The sequence below is a fragment of the Pantoea sp. UYEF8 genome (assembly GCF_040546285.1).
GTDB classification, from domain to species: Bacteria; Pseudomonadota; Gammaproteobacteria; order Enterobacterales; family Enterobacteriaceae; genus Pantoea; species Pantoea brenneri.
Map to the genome: position 1 here is coordinate 89,961 of NZ_JBEPNM010000014.1, position 26,744 is coordinate 116,704.

The following is a 26,744-nucleotide window of genomic DNA, read 5'->3' on the forward strand; positions in this document are numbered from 1 at the left end:
TTTCCTGGCGGGCCATCGGGTTTGTTTGCTGAGCCATGAGCAGACGGGGAAAGCAGGCGTTGTCCGCTGGGCCACGGCAGAATACAAACATCCTTTACAGAGAGAGAATTATCATGAGCGAGAACAAAAGCCCCGCCGTCACCCGCCTGACCGAAGCCAGAGCCGCCCACACGGCGCAGATGCTGAAAATCAACGACATTACGACCGCCATTGCCCGCAGCAAAAAAGAGCGAGAGGCAGCCATTGAGAACGGGAAGGAAGCAGAAACGAACTGGCGCACCCGTTTTCGTGACCTGCGTGGAGCGATTACGCCGGAGCTTCGCGCCGAGCACAGCCAGCGCATCGCCAGTCGCGAGCTGGCTGAAGAGTTTACCGGCCTGATTAAGGAGCTGGAATTCGAGCATGAGGGGGAGATGATAGCAGCCGTGCATACCGGCCGCGCTTACGTTAACGCACACAACATGGCTTTTACGCAGTATGTTGAGGGCCAGTGGGAGGCCGCCATGCGCAACGTCAGCCCAACCCTGATACGCGCCATCCGGCTGAAGCTGCTGTCGCTCAGGCTCAATGACCATGGACGCCATACCGACCCGCAGCATGAAGAGCCGGAAGTGATACTCGCACGTGAAGTCGGGAAGCTGCTGACCAATAAGGCGGAGGGCGCACGACTGGATATGAATACTGAGCCGGTGCTCTCGGAAATTGGCATTTATCGCCCCGCACTGACCGGTGTGGATATGCAATTGTATAACAGTCCGGCCGCCGTCCAGAAGCTGATGCAGGTGCGTAAGGAAAAGCATGAAGGAATACAGCAGAAGGAGAACCGGTCATGATGCACTGCCCGTACTGCAAAAGCCCGGCGCACGCCAAATCGAGCCGCTATATGTCCGAACAGGTTAAGGAACGTTATCATCAGTGTACCAATCTCGACTGCTCATGTGCGTTCAAGACCAGCGAGAGCATTACAAAGGTGATTACCGCACCGCCGCTACCAGAAACCTGCGAGGCGCCGCCTCCCCCGCCGCCTCAGCGCCAGCCGCATACGCTGGGACGCTACGGAAGCGCCTTCCGGCACTGAACCAAAATTCTGCTCAATCCCTGCCATCTGGCGGGGATTTTTGTGCGCAAAGCTAAAGATTTTCTACACAGTGACGAGTATAAATAGTGATGCATGCAAGAGCTGCATGGATTTGCATGAAAAAGATGCAGGTCAGAAGTATGACCACGGCCAGTACTGACGCGGTCTGAGCTTGTACTTGCACTTGCATGAAAAGCGATACGTTAAGCGGGCAGGCGTGGCGGGGATAGCATTGCGCGCCAAGGATGTCTTATTACGTTAGATAAGACTCAATTTCCTTATAAAGAACATTAGTCGCTTCGCCGATGGTTAAGCTACTAAGAAATAAAACCTTCGCAATTTCATCAGGAAATATCTCCCTAAAATAATCTAAGGCTTTCAGTTGTAACTTCTTTAACTCTTCAAGATTTTTGAATGACCTTTCTTTCTGATCAAGGCTTCTTTGCATTAAGATTTGAAAAGGCGATTTATATAAGAAAATCACCCTATCAAGCCCTAAACTTTCAAAAACCCACTTAGGGATATAAACATCTTCAAACTCAGTCTCGATAATATTATGGAGATCTAATATATATGAAGAGCAAGACACTCTTTTTTTCAACTCTCTAGTTACAGAGATGAGTTTAATTTGGTTGGAATTCACTTTGTCCCGAGATAATTTATTATATGAAATCTCACCATCGAACATCTTAATCAATTGAGAGGCGCTATAAACCTGCACTTCCGGCAATACATCTGAAACTTTATTACACAAAGTAGTTTTACCAACACCTGGAATACCAAACACGCCAATTATCATTTACCCTCCAAAATACTATCAATTGCTGTGATATTTTCCGTTACCAGATAACAAAATGATTGCGGTGGAGTAATACCCATTGAGCGTAATGTTTTTAAAGAGACTGGTGAAATCGCTCTTTTGACAGATTCAAGGTGAAGGAAATAACAGAAATCAGCGTGTAAAAAATAGTCATTGAAATCAGATTGGCTTATACACGCTTTATTAAAAATATCATTTTTTTCATTAGTAGCTTCATCTAAGGGGACTTTTGCCACCGCTTTCAAGCTGGCGGTACCAACAATTGCCTTGACAGGTGACGAAGCATAAAGATAAATTTTAGTGTTGGGTTGAAATGCAACGCCCACTCTCTTTCTTAACTCGATGATTTTTTTGCAATTTAATATCTTGTCGAGATAAAAGGGTTTAACACTCAATAAAATCATCTTAACCATCTTAATCTTCGTGGATTTTCACATGGCAAAAAGCTTAGCAGTATGGACTGGTGATGCCAAGAACGTATCCTCTACACACGGTTCTTGTCAAAATTGTGGCCACAGTCTCTTCAACTCCAGCACAGCTCACCAATGTTGTGAGAATTGTAATGATTGGCTTAATCGTTTTGTTGGCCCGCTTCCTGATGTAGGTATGAATCCAATTACAGAAAAACAGCATTTGGAGCTACATTTCAATTATTGGTTACTTAATAGCAAAGAGATTATTCGCAAGGAAGAAGCTTCAGGTGAGAATGAATGGGTTTACCCAATAAAGTACATACCCATGTTATGGGGAATGATAAAAAAACCATTCAAATATATATCGAGCTTTTTAAAAGAAAGAGAAGCAAGCTCATTTTTAGATATTGGGGTTAAATTCAAAAACATTGATTCTAGAATTAACATTTACATTCCATTTATTATTCATGAAAATAGCTACGATAGTCAGATGGGGCTAAAAGTTGCCAATGACGTATTATTACTTTCAGCTATTTTTAACACCGAAATAAAAAACATCACATTTAGTGACAGTAGGTATCATCACTCTGACATAACCTTTTCTGATGGTGAAGAAATACGCTTTTTCACAAATATTGAGCTAGTAAATTCCAATTCCTTTGGTAACGGTGTTGAGCTTCATAATGTCGAGGATGAGGGTACTATTATTAGCTTTCCTTTGAGCAATTTTGACTTAAAAGAAAAAACCAGCGGGTATTTTAGATTCAGATTGATTTTAGAAGGTGCAAACAAAAAAGCACTTTCAACATACTATAAGCCCTCAGACCGCTTCCTCCTCACTACAGAGGAAACAGTTGAAGTAATTGACTTCAGAATAAACGAAGTGCGCAATACACCGGAAAGTATAAACTGCTTTTTAACTGAAAAAGTCCCTCTAAATGCTGTACATTTTTTCATAATCAGAGAAGTTGAGTCAGAATATGTTATGTCTGACAAGGGCTATTCGCGGTGCCGCTTTCTTGAAGGGGATTTGTGGAAGAAATATCTTCAAACCAAGCATCTTAAGCCTATCCAAAAAGTCCCTAAGATGTTGATTTTTCACTGGAAAGAGATAGAAAAACCTATCAACCCCGACAGCGTAAGCAGCACTCCTAAACGACTGAATAACTTTTCAGCCTTTGCTAAATTCCGATATCCGCGCTACTCCTTGTTTATCATACTGAGAAGCATCGTGATTGCTCTCATTTTGAGTGTTTTTGCGAATAAATTGAGTGACTGGTTTTTTAAATAACATATAATGCTTAACGTACGAACCGAATCTAAAGCAAGATTGTTTAAAATGGTATCGTCACATATGGAACGGTTGGAGGTTTGAAATGAACCAAAAAAGAGCTATCTGGCTGAAAAAGCAAGATAAAGTTGACATCCTTTTTGAGGATGCGTTCTCCGCCGCCCGTTTTTCAAAACTGCGTATGCGTAGTTTTCTTAAGCCTGTCTCGTACTTATATCCGAATTTTGAGGCTTGGCTTAATTTCACTTTCGTACGTCAAATGGGCGAAGGTAAACGTCAAGCTATAGTGGCGCACGATGGGAATCGAGTTTATGGATGCGCTCTGCTCAAAGTATCGTCAGATGAGAACAAGATTTGTACATTTTTTGTTCACCCTGATGCGCGAGAGCAAGGGCTGGCAGATGATATGATGCGTCTATCTTTAGAACGCTTTGATAACTGCCCGATAATTTCTGTTTCTGAAGATCGCACCGCAGAACTACAACCATTGCTGAAAAAGCATGGTTTTAAGGTCTACACTTCAGTAGAGGGTATGTACTGGCCTCATAAATCTGAGCATTTCTTCATCGCCAATTAATGAAAAGCCAAGCGATAAAGCTTGGCTTTTTATTTCATACAGTAAAAAATCAATTAATATCAATAAGTTATCTATAAAAACGGATGACTTGCATGTTTGTATCCTGCTCATTTAGATTATCTCGTTAAAAGAATTTATTTTCTTTGGACGTACTGTTTGGGTGTATTTTTAATAAAAAAGCAATTTTTATTTTTTTCCATTGAGCTAGGATAAAAAGACTCTTGTGATCAAAGATCCTAGCCTAGGCCCTAATCAGAAAAGCTTGAGATTTTTTGAAAAAATCTTGCATATTGAAAGAACATACCTTTGACAGCATCATATTCAAAATGGCCAAACTCAAGCATTACCAAAATTCCGCGTACCAAAACCTGTACCAATAAAAACAAAATAAAATTAAATATCATAAAAATCATCAACATATAAATGAAACCATACGAAGATTCAGAATATCGAGTAACGTTTCCCTTATCAAAGCGCCCGCCGGGGCGCTTTGTTTCCTTTAAGCGATCTGCCTCAAAAGCCGATAACGCCTTTTTGCCTGCTGGTCACTTTTTCGGCGCTATCCGCGTAATAATTACGTAAAGTTAGATAAATAATAATTTCCAGACTGTTCTGCCAGCCCAAAAATTCATGGAAAAATTTTTATCTACGTTTCGATTAACTGGCTGAATTCAATTATTATTTTTCCTAAAACCTCTTTTTTTAGCCCCTTTTCCCGTCGATCCATGAAACAGGTCAATCCTGTAGATTCCTGGTATTACCTGTCTTTCAAGGCACTTTTTGATAAAGTGTTGGTCGAAATCAGTACAGCTGTACCGCCTGGAGACTTATGGAAGTGTTCTTTATGCGATACATCCATTTATCTCATGAAGGTTAGTAATGAAAAACACCGGAAAATTTAGCAGTTCGCTGCTGCATCCGCGTTATTGGTTTACCTGGTTCGGCCTGGGAATACTCTGGCTGCTGGTTCAGCTTCCTTACCCTGTTCTTATGCGCCTTGGTGCCGGTGCCGGTAAAATTTCCCGTCATTTCCTGCAGCGCCGCGAGCGCATTACCCGTCGCAACATCGAACTCTGCTTCCCCGGTATCAGTGAAGAGAAAACCGAGCGAATGATCGCGGGCAACTTTGCTTCACTGGGCATGGCGCTGGCCGAAACCGGCATTGCCTGGTTCTGGTCCGATCGCGCGGTCAAACGCCTGTTTACCGTCTCCGGTCTGGCAAATTTACACTCTGCGCAGAATGAAAAGCGTGGCGTGATGCTGATTGGCGTGCATTTTATGTCGCTGGAACTGGGCGGTCGCATCAGTGGTCTGTGTCAGCCAATGATGGCGATGTATCGTCCACACAATAATCTGGCGATGGAGTATGTTCAGACCAAAGGCCGGATGCGCTCTAATAAAGCGATGATCGATCGCCGCGACCTGCGCGGTATGGTGCATGCGCTGAAGCAGGGTGAATCAGTGTGGTTTGCGCCCGATCAGGACTACGGCCCGAAAGGCAGCACCTTCGCTCCGCTGTTTGCCGTGGAGAAAGCTGCAACCACCAACGGCACCTTCGTGTTATCGCGTCTGGCTAAACCGGCAATGGTGCCGATTATGCTGATCCGTAATCCTGGTAACGATGGCTACCATTTGATTATCGAACCGATGCTGGAAAATTATCCTCACACCGACGAGTCGGCTGCGGCTGCCTATATGAATAAGGTGATCGAAAACCAGATTCTGCGCGCACCAGAACAGTACCTCTGGCTGCATCGCCGCTTTAAAACCCGTCCGCCGGGTGAAGCATCACTCTACGTCTGAGTCCGATCCCAAAGCAGGCCCCGCGCCTGCTTTGTTGTTTTATCTCGCAGCCAACCTCCGCTCACCCCTCCCTTTTCTCCCGCGTCTCACTGCATGACTCCCACGCTCTTAGCTTTGAATGACGCGCTGGCATCAGACCTCTATTTGAGGAATGATGAATACTCACCCGCAAGCCAGAGTTGAAATATCATATGGATATCAATACCGCTGAGCAGTGGCAGCGCCCACTGATTGATGACCGCCTGACACCTTACATCGAAGTAGACGCAGCACGTCTGGAGCAGAACCTGCAACAGATGCAGCGCAAGGCTGATGCAGCCGGCGTCGCATTTCGTCCTCATATCAAAACCCACAAAAGCGTCTGGATTGCCCGGCGTCAGCTGGCATTGGGTGCCCGGGGCGTAACGGTCTCTAAACCGAGTGAAGGTGTCAGTTTTATTCTGGGCGGCATTCGTGATCTGCTGTTGGCCTATCCGGTGGTGCAGGCGCAGAGCGTGGCAGAACTACTGCGCCTGGCGGTACAGCATCAGGCGAAAATCACCCTGATTGCCGATACGCTACAGGGCGTTGCGGCTATTGCGGATGCCAGGCAACAGCAACCCGACTGCGACCTGTCAGTGGCGATCAAAGTTGACGTCGGATTACATCGTATCGGCGTTAATCCGCATACCGATCAGGCCGTAGTGATTGCACAGGCGCTGCGAGAGAAAGGATTACGTTTTGCCGGGCTGATCTCTCATGCCGGCCACGCCTATGGCGCCGGCAACCCGGCAGCCATCGCGGAGATTGCCCACCAGGAGGCGGCGTTGATGCAGCAGCTACAGGCGACGCTTCAGGCTGCGGTTTTTACCGACTGTCCGATCTCTGTCGGTTCCACCCCCACTGCGCTGGCAGCTAATGTTGCTCCCGGCATTGATGAAATCCGTCCCGGCAATTATGCACTGCTCGATCTTACCGCCTGCCGCCTCGGCCTGAGCCGGGTCGACCAGTTGGCGCTGAGTGTGATCAGCCGGGTAGTGGCGGTAAACGAGCATTTCGCGATTATAGATGCCGGCTCGAAAATGCTGAGTTCAGATAAAGGCCCTCACGGCACCAACGCCAGCGGGTTCGGCATCGCGGTTGATGCAATCGGCAAGACCTATGAAATCGCCAAACTATCCGAAGAGCATGGTTTTCTGCTCTGTCCGCAGCACCGCCCTGAAGTCGGCAGCTTAGTGCGCATCTTCCCGAACCACAGCTGTGCGGTGATGGCGCAATCAGATGCGTTTATCCTGCGCCATGAACAGGGTGATGCAGAGCAACACGCCGTTTCCGCGCGCGGCAATTTCATCTGATTGCATCGCAGGCAACAGCCCACGTTGTTGCCTGCGGTTTGTACGAAACCCTGTTCACCCCACACTTCTGTCGTCGCAACATTTTACCTGGCGTAGCCGCATGCTTTAATGCCCTTTTCCACTACCCTGCCGGAGGTAACATGCTCTCCTCTCGTACTCTGAGCCTGACGATTCCACGACACTGGTTAGATCTGTATGAAACCATCTGGAAACCCGAGTTCTTTCCAAAATGGGCATCCGGCTTAACCAGCAGCACCTTCGAACCTGAAGGAAATCGCTGGCGCGCCAAAGGACCACAAGGCACGGTGAAGATTCGCTTCACTCCCCATAATCCGTTTGGCGTAATGGATCACTGGATTGACACCGGCTTTGGCAAGGAGATTTATATGCCGATGCGGGTGATCGCTAACGAACAGGGTGCCGAAGTGGTGGTGACGGTCTACCGCCAGCCATTAACCTCAGAAGAAAAATTTAAGCAGGATATTGAATGGGTTAGCAAAGATCTCGAAAAGCTCAATCAATTGCTGACTCAGTAAATCAAGGAGTTAGCGCGTTTTTTCTGCTGTATTTAAGGCTGGCCGTTAATGAAAAAAAATACAAAAATATTGCGTCAAAAAGCATAAAGCCCTTAGCTGATTACCTGTACTGTTTATCAATCTATCAACAGTTATTCTTAAGCATTGTCGCCAGGAAAACTCCTGGCAGTATCACCACAATCTCCCTTGCAATGCCTGATTTCATGCCGTTTTTTCAGACACCCGTCGCATCCTTTGCCGGTGATATACATTAATCCTTAATAAATATTTATTACGCTGCTGTCAGGTATTTAATATTTATCATGCATAGAGTGAAACCATTAATTCCTGCGGTCGCGTTATCAGAGTTTTCTTATGGTGTTAATTTAAATAAAACAATGTATAAATCACTCCACACACAGCAATACCCATAATGATAAAGCAGGAAAAAAGACATGGACCGCTCGACCTATCCTTTGTTATCAGAAAAAGAATTTGTTGAGATTGCCGGCAGGATGCTGGCAGGAGAATATAAAACTACAACAGGATTTATTCGTGATCTGGCGGACTTCTTATTAACAGCGGGAGATTCCGCCATGACACGAAACCGCGAATATTCCAGGGATATCTATTTTTTATCCGAGCATCATTTGATTGAATCCATAATAACATGGCAAGCCTGGCAAGGTATTTCAGGACTTCGGCCGGAAAAGTTGCACTAACTAACGGTGTCACAGCAACCTCATTGCCGTTACACGAACATTTAATTCTCACAGAGTACCTCTACTCTAACGAGCATATTATGGCAATACGTGAAAGCAGTCTGAATAGCGCAAAATGGTCTCTCCTCTCTTCGATTAAGATTATTGGCATTGGCGTGTTGCAGCTTTCTTTACTGGCGCAAATTCTGCAGGCAAATGAACTGAACCTGCTGGCCATTGCAGTGCTGGCGTTACTGGCTATCGATACCCTGGCCGATCGGGGCTTCTCGAATACGATAATCCGCCGTTGTATGCTCTCTATCAACGATCTCTCGATCCTGTATTGGGGCAATATGTTGATGGGTGCAGCGGTGTTTGGTCTGTTATTTGTCAGCAGCCATCTGCTTAATCGGATGTTTGATCAGCCTGAACTGGCTTTAATGCTGGAGATGGTGTCTGTGGTGTTTATTATTATCCCCCAGGGCCAGCAGTACCGTGCAATATTACAACGTGAAAAACAATATACCCGTATCGCATTTGCTGAAACCTCTTCGGTATTAGCCGGGCTGAGCGTCACTTTATTTACCGTCTGGCTGACTCCCTCAGTACTCTGCGCAATCTGGGGTTATCTGGCGATGGCATCAATTCGCATGCTGATTTATTGCTACTATGGTCGTTCATGGTTCCAACCGGAATACCGTTTTAGCCTGAAAAAATTCTCTCAGATTCGTGCAAGAAACAAATAATAAAGCAAGTCTGTATGGTGGGCTCTGAGCATCCTCAGGGATGCGTTGGCGTGCTGTGAACCAGCACGCTTTTTCTTTTTTTAATGTACGGTATTATTCCGCGGCTAAGAATAATCGTTCTCGCTGACCTGCAGACCCACGGATGACGTTATAAAATCCCTGCACCCGCTGTCGGGCATTAATAAACCAGGCTCATGCCGTCGTATCGGATTCCCGCTTTACCATTCAGGCACGCCCTTCCCGTTCTCAACCGTACTCATCGCAGTCAGCGTACCGATATGCGCCAGAACGCAGCGTCCGCTCTTCACCGCTATTTCAGATTGAAGCAGGATGACAGAGACCTCTGTCGTACAGCCTGCTACGTCGGGTTCAGTGAACCGCAGAGATAACGGCTCGCTCGGTGGATTACGGCTGATGAATTTTTCTTATCCATCACGGGACACGCCTCCAGCCACTCAGCTGATATAACTGATTTTACATGGCGCACCCATAAACTCAGCTAATCCCAACTGCCTGACACCATAAAATCTCAGTCGCCGTTTATTACGCTATACCTTAGCCTAGCCGCCGTCTAACTGGAGCCTGCTATGTTACTGACTGTTCTCTACATCATCGGCATCACCGCCGAGGCCATGACCGGTGCGCTGGCTGCTGGCCGCCGTAAGATGGATCTGTTCGGCGTCATCATCATCGCCTCAGTCACCGCGATTGGCGGCGGTTCAGTTCGCGATATTCTGCTCGGTCACTATCCGCTGGGCTGGGTTAAACATCCCGAATACATCATGATTGTTGCCGCTGCTGCGGTGATCACTACCTTTACTGCGCCGTTAATGACGCATCTGCGCAAAGTGTTCCTGGTACTGGATGCGCTTGGCCTGGTGGTTTTCTCTATTATTGGCGCTCAGGTTGCGCTGGATTCCGGTCATGCAATGATTATTGCCGCCATCAGCGCCGTAATTACCGGCGTATTCGGCGGCGTTCTGCGCGATATGTTCTGCAACCGCATTCCCCTGGTGTTTCAGAAAGAGCTGTATGCGGGTATCGCCTTCGTTTCAGGCTGGATGTACATCCTGCTGCTGAAAACCACGCTGGCGCACGAAGCGGTGATCATCATTACGCTGCTGTTCGGTTTTTTTGCCCGTTTACTGGCGCTGCGTTTCCGCCTCGGCCTGCCGATTTTCAACTATCCCCACCCGGAACACTGAGGCGGCAGGAATGCCCTGCTGCTGCAAAAAGGCGATCAGTGATTGCAGCCCAGCATGGTGAAACTGGTCGACAAGGCGCTGAGCCAGCGCAGCGCCGACGCCCGGTAAAGTTTGCCATGCCGCCGCATCCCGTTGTATCAGGTCGTCCCAGTATTGATCGGGCAGCGCATCCGCGGCTTTGCGGGGCAGTGAAACGCCCAGTGCGCTAATCCAGCGTCGCAGCGGTTGCTGGCGGGTCAGATTGAAACGGTGCCAGAGTTGTCCGGCACGCACGGAAGAGATGCCTGCCGCCATAGCGATCTGTTCAGGCGTTAAGGTGAGCCAGGAAAACAGATGCGGCATGCTGCCGCTTTCCAGCAACTTCAGCCAGGTATTGCGCTGCACATCCGCAATATTCAGCACCGACTTTCGACTCAGCCAATGCAGTTTCGCCAGCATCTGCTTCTGACAGGCGGCGCTAAAGCGATAACAGCTCAGCGGGGAATAACGCGTTTCGTCGGGTGGCTGCGGGTACTGACGCTCCACTACCCGCCAGATAACGCGATCCAGCCGGGGTACCCCCTGGCCGGCCAGGCTCACAATCACCTGATCGCCTGGAATAACGTCGCTTTCCCGCCAGCGACGCAGCGAGCCAATATTCACCCGCCTGACCGTTTTATCATCCAGCTGAACGGGCTGCAGATTCAGTACCACCGCGATTTTCCCGGTGCGGCCAATCGGAAAATCGACCGATAGCACTTCGGTAGCGATCTCAGGCGGCTGGTATTTCCAGGCAACCGCCCATTCTCCCTCTCCGGGTCGCCAGTTTTTGCCGGCAGGCCGTGACGTCTGATGAATCACCACGCCGTCCGTGACAAACGGCAGCCCGTCATGAAACCAGCGCTCACGCCAGCTCGCGACCTGTTCTTCATCCCTGACCGGCTGACTCCACTGCGCGGCCATGCCCAGTCCCCACTGACTCAGCTGTGCCAGCCGATCGCGCATCTGCGCCGGGCCGTCCGGCCATGCCCAGATAAAAATATTCAGGCGCGATAACAGCGGAACAGGCTGTTTACTCATCATGGCACCGGCGACCTTTGAGCGAGCGTTTTTACCGCCGTCCTCCGCCTGATGGTGATCGGTCATCGTCAGGAACAGTTCTCCCTGCAATACAATCTCCGCGCGATCGCTGTTTATTCGTTGGGGAATGGCAGGAATCAGGGCGGCTTTATTCAGCCACTCCTCACCGCGCAACCCATCGCCACGACTCAACAGTGAAACCAGACGGCCATCGCGATAGACCAGTGAAACCGCCAGCCCATCCACTTTGGGCTGGACCCACAAATCGTGGCGATCCTGCATCCAGTAGGCCACCGCCAGTTTGTCAGGCAGCTTTTTTACCCCCGTATGGGCTACAGGATGCAGATGCTCACCGTTATCAGGCAGCTGCGCCGCGTAACCTGCCTGGGGAGAGCGGAAGCAGTGCAGCCACTGGTTGAGGCGCGACTGCAGATTATCGTAATCCTTATCGCTGACCGCGCTAAGGCCCTGCCCATAATAAGCCTGATCCCAGTGCTGAAGTTGCTGCTGCAGCTGGCCGATTTCAGTCGCTGCACGCGCCGGCGTCCAGGCGGGACACATCGCGCTGTAAGCGGGCATCACCGCAATCAAAAGAGCAACCAGCAATCCGCCAAATCCTTTCATAATGTGTCTCCTGACGTTTTGCGTCATTCAACACAGAGACGTAAGCGTCAGCCAGAGACAGTGATCCAATCCGGAACAGATCGCCGCGTAATCCGTCACTCATTACGTTCAGTCGACACTGATTTGCGCAGCAACGCGCAAAAGTTTAGCCGTTGCCGCTGCGCAAACGCTGCGTGGCGCCGGGAAGCTGTGTATACTGTGCAGGAAATCGACTCCGCTTTTAACCAATTCAAGAAAACCATGGCTCAAGGCACGCTCTATATTGTTTCTGCTCCCAGCGGCGCAGGTAAATCCAGCCTGATTCAGGCTCTGTTAAAGACCCAGCCGTTGTATGATACGCAGGTGTCTGTTTCGCACACCACCCGCGGCATGCGGCCGGGTGAAACCCATGGCGAACACTATTTTTTTGTTGAAAAACATGAATTTGAGAAGATGATTGCGGAAGACGCTTTCCTCGAACATGCTAAAGTTTTCGACAATTATTACGGCACCTCACGCCAGGCTATTGAGCAGGTTCTTTCGACCGGTGTTGACGTATTTCTCGACATCGACTGGCAGGGTGCGCAGCAGATTCGCGCCAAAATGCCCAGCGCCCGGAGTATTTTTGTCCTGCCGCCTTCGAAAGAAGAGCTCGATCGCCGTCTGCGCGGCCGTGGCCAGGATAGCGAAGAGGTGATCACCCGCCGCATGGCACAGGCCGTGGCGGAAATGAGTCACTATGCCGAATATGATTATTTAATTGTGAATGATGATTTTGATCTGGCGCTGTCCGATCTGAAAACCATTATTCGCGCAGAACGTCTGCGTATGGCGCGTCAGAAGGCGCGTCATGATGCTTTAATCAGCAAACTGTTGGCAGTCTGAATTCAGTTTCAGTATGATGCCCAGTCATTTCTTCATCTGTGGAGTAGCACACCTATGGCACGCGTAACCGTTCAGGACGCAGTAGAAAAAGTTGGTAATCGTTTTGACCTGGTGTTGGTCGCTGCACGTCGTGCACGTCAGATGCAGGTAGGCGGCAAAGATCCGCTGGTTCCGGAAGAGAACGATAAACCTACCGTTATCGCTCTGCGCGAAATCGAAGAAGGTTTGGTCACCAATCAGATTTTAGATGTGCGTGATCGTCAGGAACAGCAAGAGCAGGAAGCCGCTGAATTACAGGCCGTTACCGCTATCGCTGAAGGTCGTCGTTAACAGCCACCTGCAGGTCACCCTTGTATCTGTTTGAAAGCCTCAATCAACTGATTGAAAAATACTTGCCAGAGGAGCATATCAAGCGCCTCCAGCAAGCTTACCTTGTCGCACGTGATGCCCACGAGGGACAGACACGCTCCAGCGGTGAGCCTTATATCACCCATCCGGTTGCCGTGGCCTGTATTCTGGCGGAAATGAAGCTCGACCATGAAACATTGATGGCCGCGCTGCTGCATGACGTAATCGAAGATACGCCCGCCACTTACCAGGATATGGAACAACTCTTCGGTAAGAGCGTTGCGGAGCTGGTCGAAGGTGTTTCTAAGCTGGATAAGCTGAAATTCCGCGACAAGAAAGAGGCTCAGGCAGAGAACTTCCGCAAGATGATTATGGCGATGGTGCAGGATATCCGCGTCATTCTCATCAAGCTGGCTGACCGCACTCACAATATGCGCACCCTCGGCGCATTACGCCCGGATAAACGTCGCCGTATCGCGCTGGAAACGCTGGAAATTTACAGTCCTCTGGCGCATCGTCTGGGTATTCATCACCTCAAAACAGAACTCGAAGAACTCGGTTTCGAAGCTCTTTATCCGAACCGTTATCGGGTGATCAAAGAGGTGGTGAAGGCGGCACGCGGTAACCGTAAAGAGATGATCCAGAAGATTCTTTCTGAGATCGATGGCCGTCTGCAGGAAGCGGGCATTCCCTGCCGCGTCAGCGGTCGTGAAAAGCATCTTTACTCGATCTACCGCAAAATGACGCTGAAAGAGCAGCGTTTTCACTCGATCATGGATATCTATGCCTTTCGCGTTATCGTGAAAGATCTGGATACCTGCTATCGCGTTCTGGGCCAGATGCACAGCTTATATAAGCCGCGTCCGGGCCGGGTCAAAGATTACATCGCCATCCCCAAAGCGAACGGCTATCAATCGCTCCATACCTCAATGATCGGTCCACATGGTGTGCCGGTTGAAGTGCAGATTCGCACCGAGGATATGGATCAGATGGCGGAAATGGGGGTCGCTGCGCACTGGGCTTACAAACAGGCGGGCGAAAGTGGCACCACGGCACAGATTCGTGCTCAGCGCTGGCTGCAAAGCCTGCTGGAGTTGCAACAGAGCGCCGGCAGTTCGTTTGAATTTATTGAAAGCGTGAAGTCCGATCTCTTCCCTGATGAGATCTACGTCTTCACGCCTGAAGGGCGCATCGTTGAGCTGCCGACAGGCGCCACGCCGGTGGATTTCGCCTATGCGGTGCACACGGATATTGGCCATGCCTGCGTTGGCGCTCGTGTCGATCGCCAGCCTTATCCGCTGTCGCAGTCACTGGCCAGCGGCCAGACGATTGAGATCATCACCGCACCGGGCGCCCGACCTAACGCCGCCTGGCTTAACTTTGTCGTCAGCTCCAAAGCCCGCGCCAAAATCCGTCAGTTACTGAAAAACCTCAAACGCGAAGACTCGGTCAATCTGGGCCGTCGCCTGCTGAGCCATGCGCTGGGCGGTAGTCGTAAACTGGCGGAAATCCCACCTGAGAATATCAGGCAGGAGCTGGATCGCATGAAGCTGACCTCGCTGGATGATCTGCTGGCGGAGATTGGTCTTGGCAATGCGATGAGCGTGGTGGTGGCGAAAAATCTGCTGCAGGCTGACAGCAAAGCGATTAGCAACAGCAAACGCGGCAAGCTGCCGATCAAAGGCGCTGATGGCGTGCTGATCACCTTCGCCAAATGCTGCCGACCGATTCCCGGCGATCCGATTGTTGCGCACGTCAGTCCCGGCAAAGGCCTGGTGGTGCATCACGAATCCTGTCGAAATATTCGCGGTTACCAGAAAGAGCCGGAAAAATTCATGCCGGTTGAATGGGACAAAGTGACTGAGCAGGAGTTTGTGGCCGAAATTAAGGTCGATATGTTTAACCATCAGGGCGCGCTGGCCAACCTGACGGCGGCGATTAACACTGCCGGTTCTAACATTCAGAGCCTGAACACCGAAGAGCGCGATGGCCGGGTTTACAGCGCCTTTATCCGTCTGACCGCCCGCGATCGCGTCCATCTGGCCAATATCATGCGTAAAATTCGCGTGATGCCGGATGTGATCAAAGTTCACCGTAACCGTAATTAGTGCATGAACGATCAACGTTTTGCCCGAATTCAGGCGATGCTGGCGCTGCGCCAGCACGATCTCACGGTCTGCATGGAGCAGGTGCATAAACCACATAACGTCTCCGCAGTGATCCGCACCGCCGATGCGGTGGGCATTCATGAAGTGCATGCGGTCTGGCCGAGCCAGCGGATGCGCACCCAGGCGTCCGCCTCTGCCGGCAGCAACAGCTGGGTAAAGGTGGTGACGCATCGCACGATTGGCGACGCCGTAGCACAGCTTAAACAGCAGAAGATGCAGGTTTTAGCCACGCATCTGTCAGCCGACGCCGTCGACTTCCGCGAGATTGATTATACCCGCCCCACCTGCATCCTGATGGGTCAGGAAAAAACCGGCATTACCGATGAAGCCCTGGCGCTGGCCGATCAGCAGATTATTATTCCGATGGTCGGTATGGTGCAGTCGCTGAACGTCTCGGTGGCCTCCGCCCTGATCCTGTATGAAGCCCAGCGCCAACGGCAGAACGCCGGCCTTTACCAGCGTGATTACAGCCTGCTGGATGAGGATGAGCAGCAGCGTCTGCTGTTCGAAGGCGGTTTTCCGGTGCTGGCGCGCGTCGCCCGGCAGAAAGGCTTGCCTTATCCGCGCATCAACGCCGAAGGTGACATTGAAGCTGACGCCAACTGGTGGGCCACTATGCAATCAACCGGTAAAAGTAAAAGATGAAAGGCCGCCTGCTGGATGCCATTCCGCTCAGTACCCTGACCGGCGTCGGTGCCAGCCAGGCAGCAAAGCTGGCCAAAATTGGCCTGCACACCATTCAGGATCTGCTGCTTCACCTCCCGCTGCGTTACGAAGATCGTACCCAACTCTACGCCATTGATGATCTGCTGCCCGGTATCTGGGCCACGGTAGAAGGCGAAGTGCTGCATTCCGACATTACTTTTGGCCGCCGCCGGATGATGGTGTGTCAGATCAGCGATGGCAGCGGCGTGCTGACTCTGCGCTTCTTTAACTTCAATGCCGGCATGAAAAACAGCCTGGCACCGGGACGTCGCGTTACCGCCTACGGTGAGATCAAACGCGGCCAGCGCGGTGCCGAGATTATCCATCCTGAATACCGTATCCAGGGCGAACACAGCAATGTGGCGCTGGAGGAGACGCTGACGCCGGTCTACCCCACCACTGAAGGCATCCGACAGGCTACGCTGCGTAATCTCACCGATCAGGCGCTGACGCTGCTGGAGAGTTGCCCGATTGCCGAGCTGCTGCCTCAGGAGCTGAGCGGCGGCTTAATCAGCCTGCCCGATGCGCTACGCACGCTGCATCGTCCGCCCCCCGATCTCAAACTGAGCGAACTGGAGAGCGGTCGCCATCCGGCACAGCGGCGTCTGATTCTGGAAGAGCTGCTGGCGCATAACCTCAGCATGCTGGCGGTACGCGCCGGTGCGCAGCGCTATTACGCCTTGCCGATGCCGGCGCGCCATGATCTGAGCGATCGCTTGCTGGCCGCGCTGCCGTTCTCGCCCACCGGCGCGCAAAAGCGGGTGGTGGCAGAGATCGAGCATGACCTGGCCAATGACTTCCCGATGATGCGGCTGGTGCAGGGAGATGTCGGCTCCGGTAAAACGCTGGTGGCGGCATTATCAGCGCTGAACGTAATTGCGCACGGTAAACAGGTCGCCCTGATGGCCCCGACTGAACTGCTGGCTGAACAGCACGCCAGCAACTTCCGCCAGTGGTTTGCGCCGCTGGGGATTGAAGTCGGCTGGCTGGCTGGAAAACAGAAAGGAAAAGCACGTCAGGCTCAGCAGGATGCCATTGCCAGCGGACAGGTTGCCATGGTGGTCGGCACCCATGCGCTGTTCCAGGAGCAGGTGCAATTTAACGGTCTGGCGCTGGTGATTATCGACGAGCAGCACCGTTTTGGCGTCCATCAACGCCTGGCGCTGTGGGAAAAGGGCGAGGAACAGGGCTTCCATCCGCATCAGTTGATCATGACGGCAACACCGATCCCCCGCACCCTGGCGATGACCGCCTATGCCGATCTCGATACCTCGACGATTGATGAGCTGCCGCCGGGACGCACACCGGTTACCACGGTCGCCATTCCCGATACCCGCCGCGATGAGATCATTGCGCGGGTCGAACATGCCTGTCGCGAAGGCCGTCAGGCGTACTGGGTCTGTACGCTGATTGAAGAGTCGGACCTGCTGGAAGCGCAGGCGGCGGAAGCCAGCTGGGAAGCCCTCAAAACCGCACTGCCCGACCTCAATATCGGTCTGGTACACGGCCGGATGAAACCGGCTGAAAAGCAGGCGGTGATGCAGGCGTTTAAAGCCAATCAGCTGCAACTGCTGGTCGCGACCACGGTGATCGAAGTGGGCGTAGACGTGCCCAATGCCAGCCTGATGATTATCGAGAACCCGGAGCGGTTAGGCCTGGCGCAGCTGCATCAGCTGCGCGGACGGGTCGGCCGTGGCGCGGTTGCCTCGCATTGCGTGTTGCTCTATAAAGCCCCGCTGAGCAAAACCGCCCAGAAGCGATTGCAGGTGTTACGTGACAGCAATGACGGCTTCGTGATTGCGCAGTTTGACCTGGAGATTCGCGGGCCTGGCGAGCTGCTGGGCACCCGCCAGACCGGCAACGCCGAGTTCAAAGTGGCGGATTTACTGCGTGACCAGGCGATGGTGCCTGAAGTCCAGCGCGTGGCGCGACATATCCACCAGCACTATCCGGAACAGGCCAGCGCCCTGATTGAACGCTGGCTGCCGGAGAACACCCGTTACACCAACGTCTGATCGGCGTTTTTTATCCTCGCCGGGCAAACGATTGCTTTTAGCCGGCGGATGATTACAATCGCCACACTATTTTTCGGGAACAGTAGAAGATGTCCACCAATCCGCAGCCAGATCAACCCTCTACCCATCACAGTGAACTGATCTATCGTCTTGAAGATCGCCCACCGCTGCCGCAAACGCTGTTCGCCGCCGGTCAGCATCTGTTAGCCATGTTTGTTGCCGTGATCACTCCTGCCCTGCTGATTTGTCAGGCTCTGGGCTTGCCCGCCCAGGATACCCAGCACATCATCAGCATGTCGCTGTTCGCGTCGGGCGTGGCGTCGCTGCTGCAAATCAAAACCTGGGGACCAGTGGGTTCAGGCCTGTTATCGATTCAGGGCACCAGCTTTAACTTCGTCACGCCGCTGATTATGGGCGGGATGGCGCTGAAAAATGGCGGTGCTGATGTGCCTGCCATGATGGCGGCGCTGTTTGGCACGCTGATGGTCGCCTCCTGTACTGAGATGGTGCTGTCACGCGTTCTGCATCTGGCGCGCCGGATTATTACGCCGCTGGTCTCCGGGATCGTGGTGATGATTATTGGTCTGTCGCTGATTCAGGTCGGACTGACGTCGATTGGCGGCGGCTTTAGCGCCATCGCCGACCACAGTTTTGGTGCCCCGAAAAATCTGCTGCTGGCAGGTGCGGTGCTGCTGGTGATCGTGCTGCTGAATCGCCAGAAAAATCCCTATCTGCGCGTCGCCTCACTGGTAATCGCGATGGCGGTCGGCTATTTGCTGGCCTGGGCGCTGAATATGTTGCCCGCCGCCAGCACGCCAGCCGATCAACCGCTGATTGCGGTGCCGACGCCGCTCTATTACGGGCTGGGCTTCGACTGGAACCTGCTGATTCCGCTGATGCTGGTGTTTATGGTGACCTCGCTGGAGACCATTGGCGACATCACCGCGACGTCGGATGTCTCCGAGCAGCCGGTGAGCGGTCCGCTCTACATGAAGCGTCTGAAGGGCGGCGTGCTGGCTAACGGCCTTAATTCCTGCGTGTCAGCGCTGTTCAACACCTTCCCCAACTCCTGCTTCGGCCAGAACAACGGCGTCATCCAGTTAACCGGCGTCGCCAGCCGCTACGTCGGTTTTGTGGTGGCGCTGATGCTGATTGTGCTGGGCCTGTTCCCGGCGGTCAGTGGACTGGTGCAGCATATTCCTGAGCCGGTGCTGGGCGGTGCCACCATTGTGATGTTTGGTACCATCGCCGCCTCCGGCGTGCGCATCGTGTCACGCGAGCCGCTCAACCGTCGCGCAATTATGATTATCGCGCTGTCGCTGGCGGTAGGACTGGGCGTATCGCAGCAGCCGCTGATCCTGCAATTTGCGCCTGAGTGGTTGAAAACCCTGCTCTCTTCCGGCATTGCGGCGGGTGGGATTACCGCTATCGTGCTTAACCTGATTTTTCCGCAAGAGAAGTAAGGCTCACGACGGGCTTCGGCCCGTCTGCTATTTAGTCGGATTTACATCCAGGCTGTTGAGCTGTAACGGTAATTCAGGCATAACAACCTCTCACCGGATTTAACTCGGGAAGGATGCTATGAAATTTCTTGGAAAGTTTTTCCTCACCTTACTTTTGCTGCTGCTGTTCATCCTGGTGGTGATCTATGTGCTGCTGCAAACACAGTGGGGTGCAGGCTGGTTTAGCCGATGGGTGAGCGACAAAACGGAGTGGCATCTCTCCCTGAGTAAAATTGAGCACAACTTCTCCTCACCCTCTCACGTCATTCTGGATGACTTCAGCTTTGGTCACGATGGTCAGCCTGCAGTTCTGGTGGCAAAACGCGTTGATCTGGGCCTGGCACTGGTGCAGTTCAGCGATCCGCTGCACTTCAGCAGCATCGAACTGCGTGACGGCGAAGTTAATCTGGCCAACCTGACGCCCACAAGCGCGTTGCCGATTCAGGCTCAGCGCCTGCAACTCAACAACATGCGTATCGACAGCCCCAACAGTGCGCTGCCGCTGTTCGCACAGCAGGTGAACGGCGGTATTCTGCCGTGGAAACCCACCGCCAGCGATATGCTGGGCCGTGATGCCCGCTTCCAGATGAGTGCAGGCAGCATGACGCTGAATAAGGTGCCCGGCGAAAATGTGCTGATTCAGGGAAGCGTCTCGCAGGGCCGGATGGTGTTCAACAATGTCGGTGCCGACCTGGCGCGAGGCTCGATGACCGGCAACGGCGAGCGTGACGCGCAGGGCAACTGGAAAATTAACCAGCTGCGGCTGAATGATATTCGCCTGCAGACCGCCAGCAGCCTGAAAGAGTTTCTGCGTAATGCAGACGCGGTACCGTCGATTGCGATTACCCGGCTGGATGTTACCGATGCGCGTCTGCAGGGGCCTGACTGGGCGGTGACCGATCTTGATCTGACCCTGCGCAATCTTAACTGGCAGGGCAATGACTGGCAGAGCAATGACGGTTCGCTGGCGCTGAATGCCAGCAACTTTATTAACGGCGGGCTGGAGCTTAACGATCCGATCGTCAATCTGGACTTTTCTCCGCAGGGTATCGCGCTGACACAGTTCAGTTCACGCTGGGTCAACGGTGTGATCCGGGCTGAGGGTGACTGGTCGCGCGCCGATAAACGCCTGACGCTGAAGACCCTTGCCGTCGCCGGGCTGGAGTATACCCTGCCGCAGAACTGGCGCGATCGCTGGCAGGCACCCCTGCCTGACTGGCTCGACAGCGTGCTGGTGACGCGTTTCACCTCAAACCGTAATCTGATTATCGATATTAACCCGGCGTTTCCTTTCCAGCTGACGTCGCTGGATGGCAGCGGCGAGAACCTGTTGCTGGCTCGTCAGCATCAGTGGGGCATCTGGTCCGGTAAACTGAGCCTGAATGCGGCGGAATCGACCTTTAATCGCACCGATCTGCGTCATCCTTCGATTACGCTGAGTGCTGACCCGCAGCAGATTCAGGTAACTGAGCTAAGTGCTTTCAGCGATAAAGGATTGCTGGAAGGGCATGCGACAGTTGGCCAGCAACCCGATCGTCCGCTGGCGTTACAGCTGACGGGCCGTGCCGTGCCGGTGAATGTGTTGCAGAACTGGGGATGGCCGGCGCTGCCGTTAACCGGTGACAGCAACCTGCAGTTGCAGCTGAATGCCGCGTTAAAAGCCGGTCAGCCGCTGCGGCCGACCACCAATGGCAGTTTGTCGGTGACCACCGACAGCCAGCAGTTACAGCAGACCCTGCGGGCTGGTCAGGTGCGATAACAAAACAGGGCCGGTTTTACCGGCCCTGTTCATCAGTTAATCCGCGCGCCGGAACCGCCCTCTTCCAGCGGTCCGTCAGGATCGGCCGGCAGCACGATGTAAACCCCTTCAAACACCGCCCCGCGCTCTTCATCCCCGAACAGCTCCACTTCAAGCTGCACACGCGCTTTACGGCCTCGCGCCAGACGATCGAGATCGCCGCTTAACGAGCCGAGATCGGCGATGGCGCCCGGACGACCGCTGATCGGCTGGCTGTAACGAATATGCGCATCCGCCAGAATGATGGTGCCACCAAGATGACGTTCACGCAGCAACAGCCAGATTAATCCCCAGCCGGTGAGCGTCGCCAGAGAGAACAGGCTGCCCGCGAACAGCGTCTGATGCGGATTCTGGTTGCCCGCTTCCGGCATGGTGGTGATAAATTTCTGGCCGGTATACTGCAGAATGCGCACCCCCATTTTTTCGCTTAGCGGGATATGCGCGTACCAGGCCTGCTGCAGCTGACCGCACCAGTCGGCGCGATGCAGAATATCGTCCAGCGTCACCACCGGCTTGATCATCAGAAAATGGCGTACCGGCGTGGTCTGTGGAGCGGTAATCTCACCCTGGTTGACGTAGCCCAGCTTGGCGAAAAAGGCGACGGCGTCTTCACGCGCGCTACAGGTAACGCGCTTAGCCCCTTCCTGACGCGCCACCGACTCCAGCGTCATCGCCACCAGCGTACCCAGACCTTTGCCCTGTACCGAGGGATGGACCGCCATAAAGCGAATCGCCGCTTCATTGTCGGCATTGATATACAGACGTCCTACCGCGACCGGCTGCCCCTGTTCATCCACCACCATCTGATGATGGGCTAAGGCATCCCAGGCATCCCGCTCGGAACCCTGCGGCTGACGCAGCGGTTTTCGTAACATTTCCCAGCGGAACTGGTAATAGATATCCAGCTCTTCCGCCGTCTGGGGCACGCGAAGATGATACATAAAATGTTTCTCTCGTTCGGAGCTTGCGTGGCTCATCCCTTGCCGCTCGGCTGACGATCTCACACCTGCAACCAAAACGTTACAGGACCATCATTCACCAGCGCGACCTGCATATCCGCAGCAAAGCGGCCATTTTCAGTGGTGATACCCTGCCGACGACAGCAGTCGCTGAAATACTCATACAGGCGTTCAGCTTCCGCCGGTTCCGCGCCGCCGGAAAACGAGGGACGCATCCCCTTTTGCGTATCCGCCGCCAGGGTAAACTGCGAAACCACCAGCACGCTGCCGCCTGCCTGTTTGACGCTCAGGTTCATTTTGCCCTGCTCATCACTGAAGATGCGATAACCCAGTACGCGTTCTGCGAGACGTTCCGCACGCTGTGCGTCATCGCCTTTTTCCACGCCCAGTAACACCAGTAATCCGGCACCGATTTCACCTGTCACCACGTGATCGACGCTGACGCTGGCGCGCTGCACGCGTTGAATCAATGCAATCATGTTTCCTCGCGTTCTTTTTCTCTGTGCTGTTGTTTTAACTGACGATAGTCGGCTAATGCGACAGTAATTTCCGCACCTAACAACACAATACACCAGGTCCAGTAGACCCAGAGGAACAGAATCGGGATCACGGCCAGTACGCCGTAGATCAGCTGATAAGAGGGGAACATAGTAACATAGAGCGCGAAAGCCTTTTTACCCAGCTCAAACAGCGCGCCCGCCACCAGCGCGCCAATCAACGCATCGCGCGGCGGCACCCGTTGGGTAGGAACGATACTGTAGAGCAGCCAGAAGGCGAACCAGGAGAGCAGTAACGGGAAGATGCGCAGTACCTGATCGACCAGGCTGGTCACGCCGGTGGCGTTTATCCAGCGCAGTGACAGCAGATAGGAACTGATGGCCAGGCTGGCGCCCGCCAGCAGCGGGCCGAGCGTCAGGATCATCCAGTAAACCGCAAAAGAGTAGACCATCGGCCGCTTCTTATCGCTGCGCCAGATGGTATTGAGTGCAGTATCGACCGAATGCATCAGCAGCAGCGCCGTGACGATCAGGCCGACTGCGCCGACCGCCGTCATCCGATTGACGTTGGCCACAAACTGCTCAAGGTAGCGCTGCAGCGTGTTACCCGCAGCCGGCATCAGGTTAGTAAAGATGAAGTGCTTTAACTGCACGCTGATATCGGAGAACACCGGAAACGCCGCAAACAGGGCGAAGACCACCGCAATCAGCGGCACCAGCGCCAGTAATGAGACGAAGGCCAGATTCCCGGCCTGGGTCGTCATGCCATCCTCATCAACCCGTTTCCACAGCAGTTTGAGCCACAGCCAGAACGCATGTAGCCCGGGACGAAATTTACGTGACGTCATGGGTTAAGGCTGACCTGCGAACCAGTCAGGCACCGTTTTGCTGTCAGTAACCAGCACGCTTTTAATCCCCAGCGCCCGCGCCGCGTCAATATTCTGCTGGTTATCGTCAAAGAATACCGCCTGGTCGGCGCTGACGCCTTCCGCTTCCAGCACGTGCTGATAGATCCGCGCTTCGGGCTTACGCATTCCCAGCTCCTGCGACAGATAGAGCGCATCGGCCGCTTGCTGTACGTCCGGGTACTGAGTCGGCCAGAAGGCGCAATGCAGCTTGTTGGTATTGGAGAGGATCACTACCCGATGCCCCTCCAGCCGCAACCGGTTCATCAGCGCCAGCGTTTCAGGCCGCACGTCGACAAACACCGCCTGCCAGCCGGCGGTGAACTGCTCGTAGCTCAGGGCTATCTCCAGCATTTCACACAGCGCTAACGCGAAATCCTCATCGCTGATTTCACCCCGTTCATGCTGTTCAAAGGCCTCATCCATCTCGAAATGACTTTGCAGTGACGCCAGCGGCACGCGGCTAAGGTCACTCCAGACACCTAACACGCGGTTAAAATCGATATCAATGATCACATTGCCCAAATCAAAAATGTACAACATGGTGCGCCTCCTTCGGTTCCCTGGAGTATTCACTCTAGCGGCAAAAGTGCAGGCTGAACAGCTAACCTCAGAGAGAAAAACGCAAACGCTGACCGGCGCGTGATGCGCCTGTCAGGCAACACCACTTATCGCTGGCCTGGTGGCAACAGGCAGGAATAGCAGGCAAAAAAAAAGCCCCGATAACGGGGCTTTTCATCAATTAAAGGCGCAGATTATGCGTCTTTAGGACCACGTGAAGCACGTTTACGGTCGTTTTCAGTCAGGTGACGTTTACGGATACGCACGGACTGTGGCGTAACTTCTACCAGTTCGTCATCATCGATGAACTCGATCGCCTGCTCCAGCGTCATCTTGATTGGCGGCACCAGAGTAGTCGCTTCATCCGTACCAGAAGCACGCATGTTGGTCAGCTTCTTACCGGTCAGACAGTTGACTGTCAGGTCGTTAGAACGGCTGTGAATACCGATGATCTGGCCCTCATACACTTCTGCACCGTGACCCAGGAACAGCTTACCGCGGTCCTGCAGGCCGAACAGCGCGAACGCAACGGCTTTACCCTGACCGTTAGAGATCAGTACGCCGTTCTGACGCTGGCCCACTTCGCCCGGACGAATATCGTCGTAGTGGCTAAAGGTGGAGTACAGCAGACCGGTACCTGAGGTCATGGTCATGAATTCGTTACGGAAGCCGATCAGGCCACGGCTTGGGATCACGTAGTCGAGACGTACGCGGCCTTTGCCATCCGGATCCATGTTTTTCAGATCGCCTTTACGCTCACCCATGGCTTGCATGACTGAACCCTGGTTGTTCTCTTCGATATCCAGCGTTACGTTCTCGAATGGCTCTTGTTTACGGCCATCGATTTCGCGGAAGATAACTTTCGGACGGGATACCGCCAGTTCGAAACCTTCACGACGCATGTTTTCGATCAGAACAGACAGGTGCAGTTCACCACGACCTGATACGCGGAACGCGTCAGCATCTTCGGTTTCTTCAACACGCAGCGCCACGTTGTGTACCAGTTCTTTGTTCAGACGCTCAAGGATCTGACGTGAAGTCACGTACTTACCTTCTTTACCGCAGAACGGTGAGGTGTTGACGTTAAAGAACATGGTTACCGTTGGCTCATCCACGCTCAGCGCTGGCAGCGCCTGAACATTTTGTGGATCGCAAATGGTGTCAGAGATATTCAGCTCGCCCAGACCGGTGATGGCGATGATGTCGCCCGCTTCAGCCAGGTCGCTGTCGATACGCTCCAGACCCAGGTGAGTCAGCACTTTACCGACTTTACCGTTACGGGTTTTACCTTCGCTATCGATAATAGTGACTTGCTGGTTAGGTTTCACTTTACCGCGCTTGATGCGGCCGATACCGATAACACCCAGGTAGTTGTTGTAGTCCAGCTGCGAGATTTGCATCTGCAGTGGCGCTTCAGCTTCAACCTGTGGTGGAGAAACGTGGTCAACAATCGCCTGATACAGCGGAGTCATATCGTCCGCCATATCGGTGTGCTCCAGACCTGCAATACCATTCAGCGCCGAGGCGAAAATGATAGGGAAGTCGAGCTGCTCGTCAGTCGCGTCGAGGTTAACGAACAGGTCGAATACCTGATCAACAACCCAATCCGGACGCGCGCCAGGACGGTCAACTTTATTGATAACCACAATCGGCTTCAGACCATGCGCGAACGCTTTTTTGGTCACGAAGCGAGTTTGCGGCATAGGGCCATCCATCGCATCTACAACCAGCAGCACCGAGTCCACCATGGACATGACGCGCTCAACTTCACCACCGAAGTCGGCGTGTCCTGGGGTATCAACGATGTTGATACGGTAGTCATTCCACTTAATGGCGGTGTTTTTTGCGAGGATGGTAATCCCACGCTCTTTCTCCAAATCATTGGAGTCCATCACGCGCTCGGTTGCTTCGGTACGGGCATCAAAAGTACCGGATTGTTGCAGCAGTTTGTCAACCAGGGTGGTCTTTCCATGGTCAACGTGCGCGATGATGGCGATGTTACGCAAATTTTCGATCACAGCTTTGCCTCAGGCATTAGAAATAGCGCGCTATTGTACACGGATTAAGCGGAAGACTGAACACGATCACACTTTTCACTGAAAGTTTATTGCATTGCCGCAAATTCGCACTGTTCCCGGTGCAGAAAATGCACTAAGTTGGGCTATTGCACCACTTTGGTGCTTAACGATCGACCAAAAGCACCATAACAGTGCACTGAGACTATCGTGGTGCAGCGACCGGAGGACAAAAAGGTGC

The 26,744-nt window shown here is 52.8% G+C and carries 25 protein-coding genes; 17 read left to right on the top strand and 8 right to left on the bottom strand.

Annotated elements, in window-relative coordinates; all coding sequences use genetic code 11:
* Positions 1 to 113 precede the first annotated feature (113 nt).
* Positions 114 to 833 carry a capsid size-determining scaffold Sid gene (sid, locus tag ABIB18_RS20625; protein ID WP_354475503.1) on the top strand — a complete coding sequence of 240 codons (720 nt, stop codon included), beginning with the start codon at positions 114 to 116 and terminating at the stop codon, positions 831 to 833.
* A complete protein-coding gene (locus ABIB18_RS20630; RefSeq protein ID WP_354475505.1) occupies positions 830 to 1,078 on the top strand; it encodes an ogr/Delta-like zinc finger family protein in 249 nt (82 codons plus the stop codon). The genes sid and ABIB18_RS20630 overlap by 4 nt, the downstream gene beginning before the upstream one ends.
* A 253-nt stretch (positions 1,079 to 1,331) precedes the next feature.
* Here ABIB18_RS20630 and ABIB18_RS20635 read toward each other — a convergent pair whose 3' ends face one another.
* Positions 1,332 to 1,877 (bottom strand): ATP-binding protein, encoded by a 546-nt coding sequence (locus ABIB18_RS20635; RefSeq protein ID WP_354475507.1) that lies wholly within the window; start codon positions 1,875 to 1,877, stop codon positions 1,332 to 1,334.
* Positions 1,874 to 2,311 carry an ASCH domain-containing protein gene (locus ABIB18_RS20640; RefSeq protein ID WP_354475509.1) on the bottom strand — a complete coding sequence of 146 codons (438 nt, stop codon included), beginning with the start codon at positions 2,309 to 2,311 and terminating at the stop codon, positions 1,874 to 1,876. Before ABIB18_RS20640 ends, ABIB18_RS20635 begins: the two co-directional genes overlap by 4 nt.
* 22 nt (positions 2,312 to 2,333) lie before the next feature.
* On the opposite strand from ABIB18_RS20640, the gene ABIB18_RS20645 reads away from it, so the two are divergent.
* The 8 genes from ABIB18_RS20645 to ABIB18_RS20680 all read left to right on the top strand — a co-directional run bounded on the left by ABIB18_RS20645 (position 2,334) and on the right by ABIB18_RS20680 (position 10,483).
* Complete coding sequence (locus tag ABIB18_RS20645) at positions 2,334 to 3,602, top strand: hypothetical protein (protein WP_354475511.1); 1,269 nt, start codon at positions 2,334 to 2,336, stop codon at positions 3,600 to 3,602.
* A gap of 85 nt (positions 3,603 to 3,687) precedes the next feature.
* The gene (locus tag ABIB18_RS20650) at positions 3,688 to 4,179 is read left to right on the top strand and encodes a GNAT family N-acetyltransferase (protein ID WP_354475513.1); all 492 of its coding nucleotides are present in this window, start codon (positions 3,688 to 3,690) and stop codon (positions 4,177 to 4,179) included.
* Positions 4,180 to 5,058: 879 nt separating this feature from the next.
* Complete coding sequence (gene lpxP, locus ABIB18_RS20655) at positions 5,059 to 5,982, top strand: kdo(2)-lipid IV(A) palmitoleoyltransferase (protein ID WP_031375156.1); 924 nt, start codon at positions 5,059 to 5,061, stop codon at positions 5,980 to 5,982.
* Between the two features lie 191 nt (positions 5,983 to 6,173).
* Positions 6,174 to 7,316, top strand: a complete 1,143-nt coding sequence (locus ABIB18_RS20660; protein WP_031375157.1) for an alanine racemase — start codon at positions 6,174 to 6,176, stop codon at positions 7,314 to 7,316.
* Positions 7,317 to 7,456: 140 nt separating this feature from the next.
* On the top strand, positions 7,457 to 7,852 hold the full coding sequence (locus tag ABIB18_RS20665; RefSeq protein ID WP_046289511.1) for a hypothetical protein: 396 nt from the start codon (positions 7,457 to 7,459) through the stop codon (positions 7,850 to 7,852).
* A 434-nt stretch (positions 7,853 to 8,286) separates the two neighbouring features.
* Complete coding sequence (locus tag ABIB18_RS20670; protein WP_031375158.1) at positions 8,287 to 8,553, top strand: hypothetical protein; 267 nt, start codon at positions 8,287 to 8,289, stop codon at positions 8,551 to 8,553.
* An 80-nt stretch (positions 8,554 to 8,633) separates the two neighbouring features.
* A complete protein-coding gene (locus ABIB18_RS20675) occupies positions 8,634 to 9,278 on the top strand; it encodes an oligosaccharide flippase family protein (protein ID WP_031375159.1) in 645 nt (214 codons plus the stop codon).
* 587 nt (positions 9,279 to 9,865) lie between these two features.
* The gene (locus ABIB18_RS20680; RefSeq protein WP_031375160.1) at positions 9,866 to 10,483 is read left to right on the top strand and encodes a trimeric intracellular cation channel family protein; all 618 of its coding nucleotides are present in this window, start codon (positions 9,866 to 9,868) and stop codon (positions 10,481 to 10,483) included.
* Here the strand turns inward: ABIB18_RS20680 and ligB are convergent.
* Positions 10,421 to 12,166 (bottom strand): NAD-dependent DNA ligase LigB, encoded by a 1,746-nt coding sequence (ligB, locus tag ABIB18_RS20685; protein ID WP_354475517.1) that lies wholly within the window; start codon positions 12,164 to 12,166, stop codon positions 10,421 to 10,423. The two genes, ABIB18_RS20680 and ligB, sit on opposite strands and share 63 nt — an antisense overlap.
* A 240-nt stretch (positions 12,167 to 12,406) precedes the next feature.
* On the opposite strand from ligB, the gene gmk reads away from it, so the two are divergent.
* From gmk to ABIB18_RS20720, 7 genes are all read left to right on the top strand, one after another.
* A complete protein-coding gene (gene gmk / locus ABIB18_RS20690; RefSeq protein WP_031375162.1) occupies positions 12,407 to 13,030 on the top strand; it encodes a guanylate kinase in 624 nt (207 codons plus the stop codon).
* A gap of 54 nt (positions 13,031 to 13,084) precedes the next feature.
* On the top strand, positions 13,085 to 13,360 hold the full coding sequence (gene rpoZ / locus ABIB18_RS20695) for a DNA-directed RNA polymerase subunit omega (RefSeq protein ID WP_003851346.1): 276 nt from the start codon (positions 13,085 to 13,087) through the stop codon (positions 13,358 to 13,360).
* 20 nt (positions 13,361 to 13,380) lie between these two features.
* Positions 13,381 to 15,486, top strand: coding sequence for a bifunctional GTP diphosphokinase/guanosine-3',5'-bis pyrophosphate 3'-pyrophosphohydrolase (gene spoT, locus ABIB18_RS20700; RefSeq protein ID WP_031375163.1), 2,106 nt, complete (start codon positions 13,381 to 13,383; stop codon positions 15,484 to 15,486).
* A gap of 3 nt (positions 15,487 to 15,489) precedes the next feature.
* A complete protein-coding gene (gene trmH / locus ABIB18_RS20705; RefSeq protein WP_354475519.1) occupies positions 15,490 to 16,191 on the top strand; it encodes a tRNA (guanosine(18)-2'-O)-methyltransferase TrmH in 702 nt (233 codons plus the stop codon).
* The gene (gene recG, locus ABIB18_RS20710) at positions 16,188 to 18,266 is read left to right on the top strand and encodes an ATP-dependent DNA helicase RecG (protein ID WP_031375165.1); all 2,079 of its coding nucleotides are present in this window, start codon (positions 16,188 to 16,190) and stop codon (positions 18,264 to 18,266) included. The genes trmH and recG overlap by 4 nt, the downstream gene beginning before the upstream one ends.
* A gap of 89 nt (positions 18,267 to 18,355) precedes the next feature.
* On the top strand, positions 18,356 to 19,729 hold the full coding sequence (locus ABIB18_RS20715) for a nucleobase:cation symporter-2 family protein (RefSeq protein WP_094106101.1): 1,374 nt from the start codon (positions 18,356 to 18,358) through the stop codon (positions 19,727 to 19,729).
* Between the two features lie 118 nt (positions 19,730 to 19,847).
* Complete coding sequence (locus ABIB18_RS20720) at positions 19,848 to 21,527, top strand: AsmA family protein (RefSeq protein ID WP_354475522.1); 1,680 nt, start codon at positions 19,848 to 19,850, stop codon at positions 21,525 to 21,527.
* Positions 21,528 to 21,559: 32 nt separating this feature from the next.
* Here ABIB18_RS20720 and fabY read toward each other — a convergent pair whose 3' ends face one another.
* From fabY to typA, 5 genes are all read right to left on the bottom strand, one after another.
* Positions 21,560 to 22,507, bottom strand: coding sequence for a fatty acid biosynthesis protein FabY (gene fabY, locus ABIB18_RS20725; protein WP_046289509.1), 948 nt, complete (start codon positions 22,505 to 22,507; stop codon positions 21,560 to 21,562).
* A gap of 59 nt (positions 22,508 to 22,566) precedes the next feature.
* Positions 22,567 to 23,004 (bottom strand): D-aminoacyl-tRNA deacylase, encoded by a 438-nt coding sequence (gene dtd / locus ABIB18_RS20730; protein ID WP_031375168.1) that lies wholly within the window; start codon positions 23,002 to 23,004, stop codon positions 22,567 to 22,569.
* A complete protein-coding gene (locus tag ABIB18_RS20735) occupies positions 23,001 to 23,870 on the bottom strand; it encodes a virulence factor BrkB family protein (protein ID WP_031375169.1) in 870 nt (289 codons plus the stop codon). The genes dtd and ABIB18_RS20735 overlap by 4 nt, the downstream gene beginning before the upstream one ends.
* Positions 23,871 to 23,873: 3 nt before the next feature.
* The gene (gene yihX / locus ABIB18_RS20740; RefSeq protein ID WP_354475525.1) at positions 23,874 to 24,470 is read right to left on the bottom strand and encodes a glucose-1-phosphatase; all 597 of its coding nucleotides are present in this window, start codon (positions 24,468 to 24,470) and stop codon (positions 23,874 to 23,876) included.
* A gap of 212 nt (positions 24,471 to 24,682) precedes the next feature.
* Positions 24,683 to 26,506 (bottom strand): ribosome-dependent GTPase TypA, encoded by a 1,824-nt coding sequence (gene typA / locus ABIB18_RS20745; protein ID WP_046289508.1) that lies wholly within the window; start codon positions 26,504 to 26,506, stop codon positions 24,683 to 24,685.
* Positions 26,507 to 26,744: the final 238 nt, after the last annotated feature.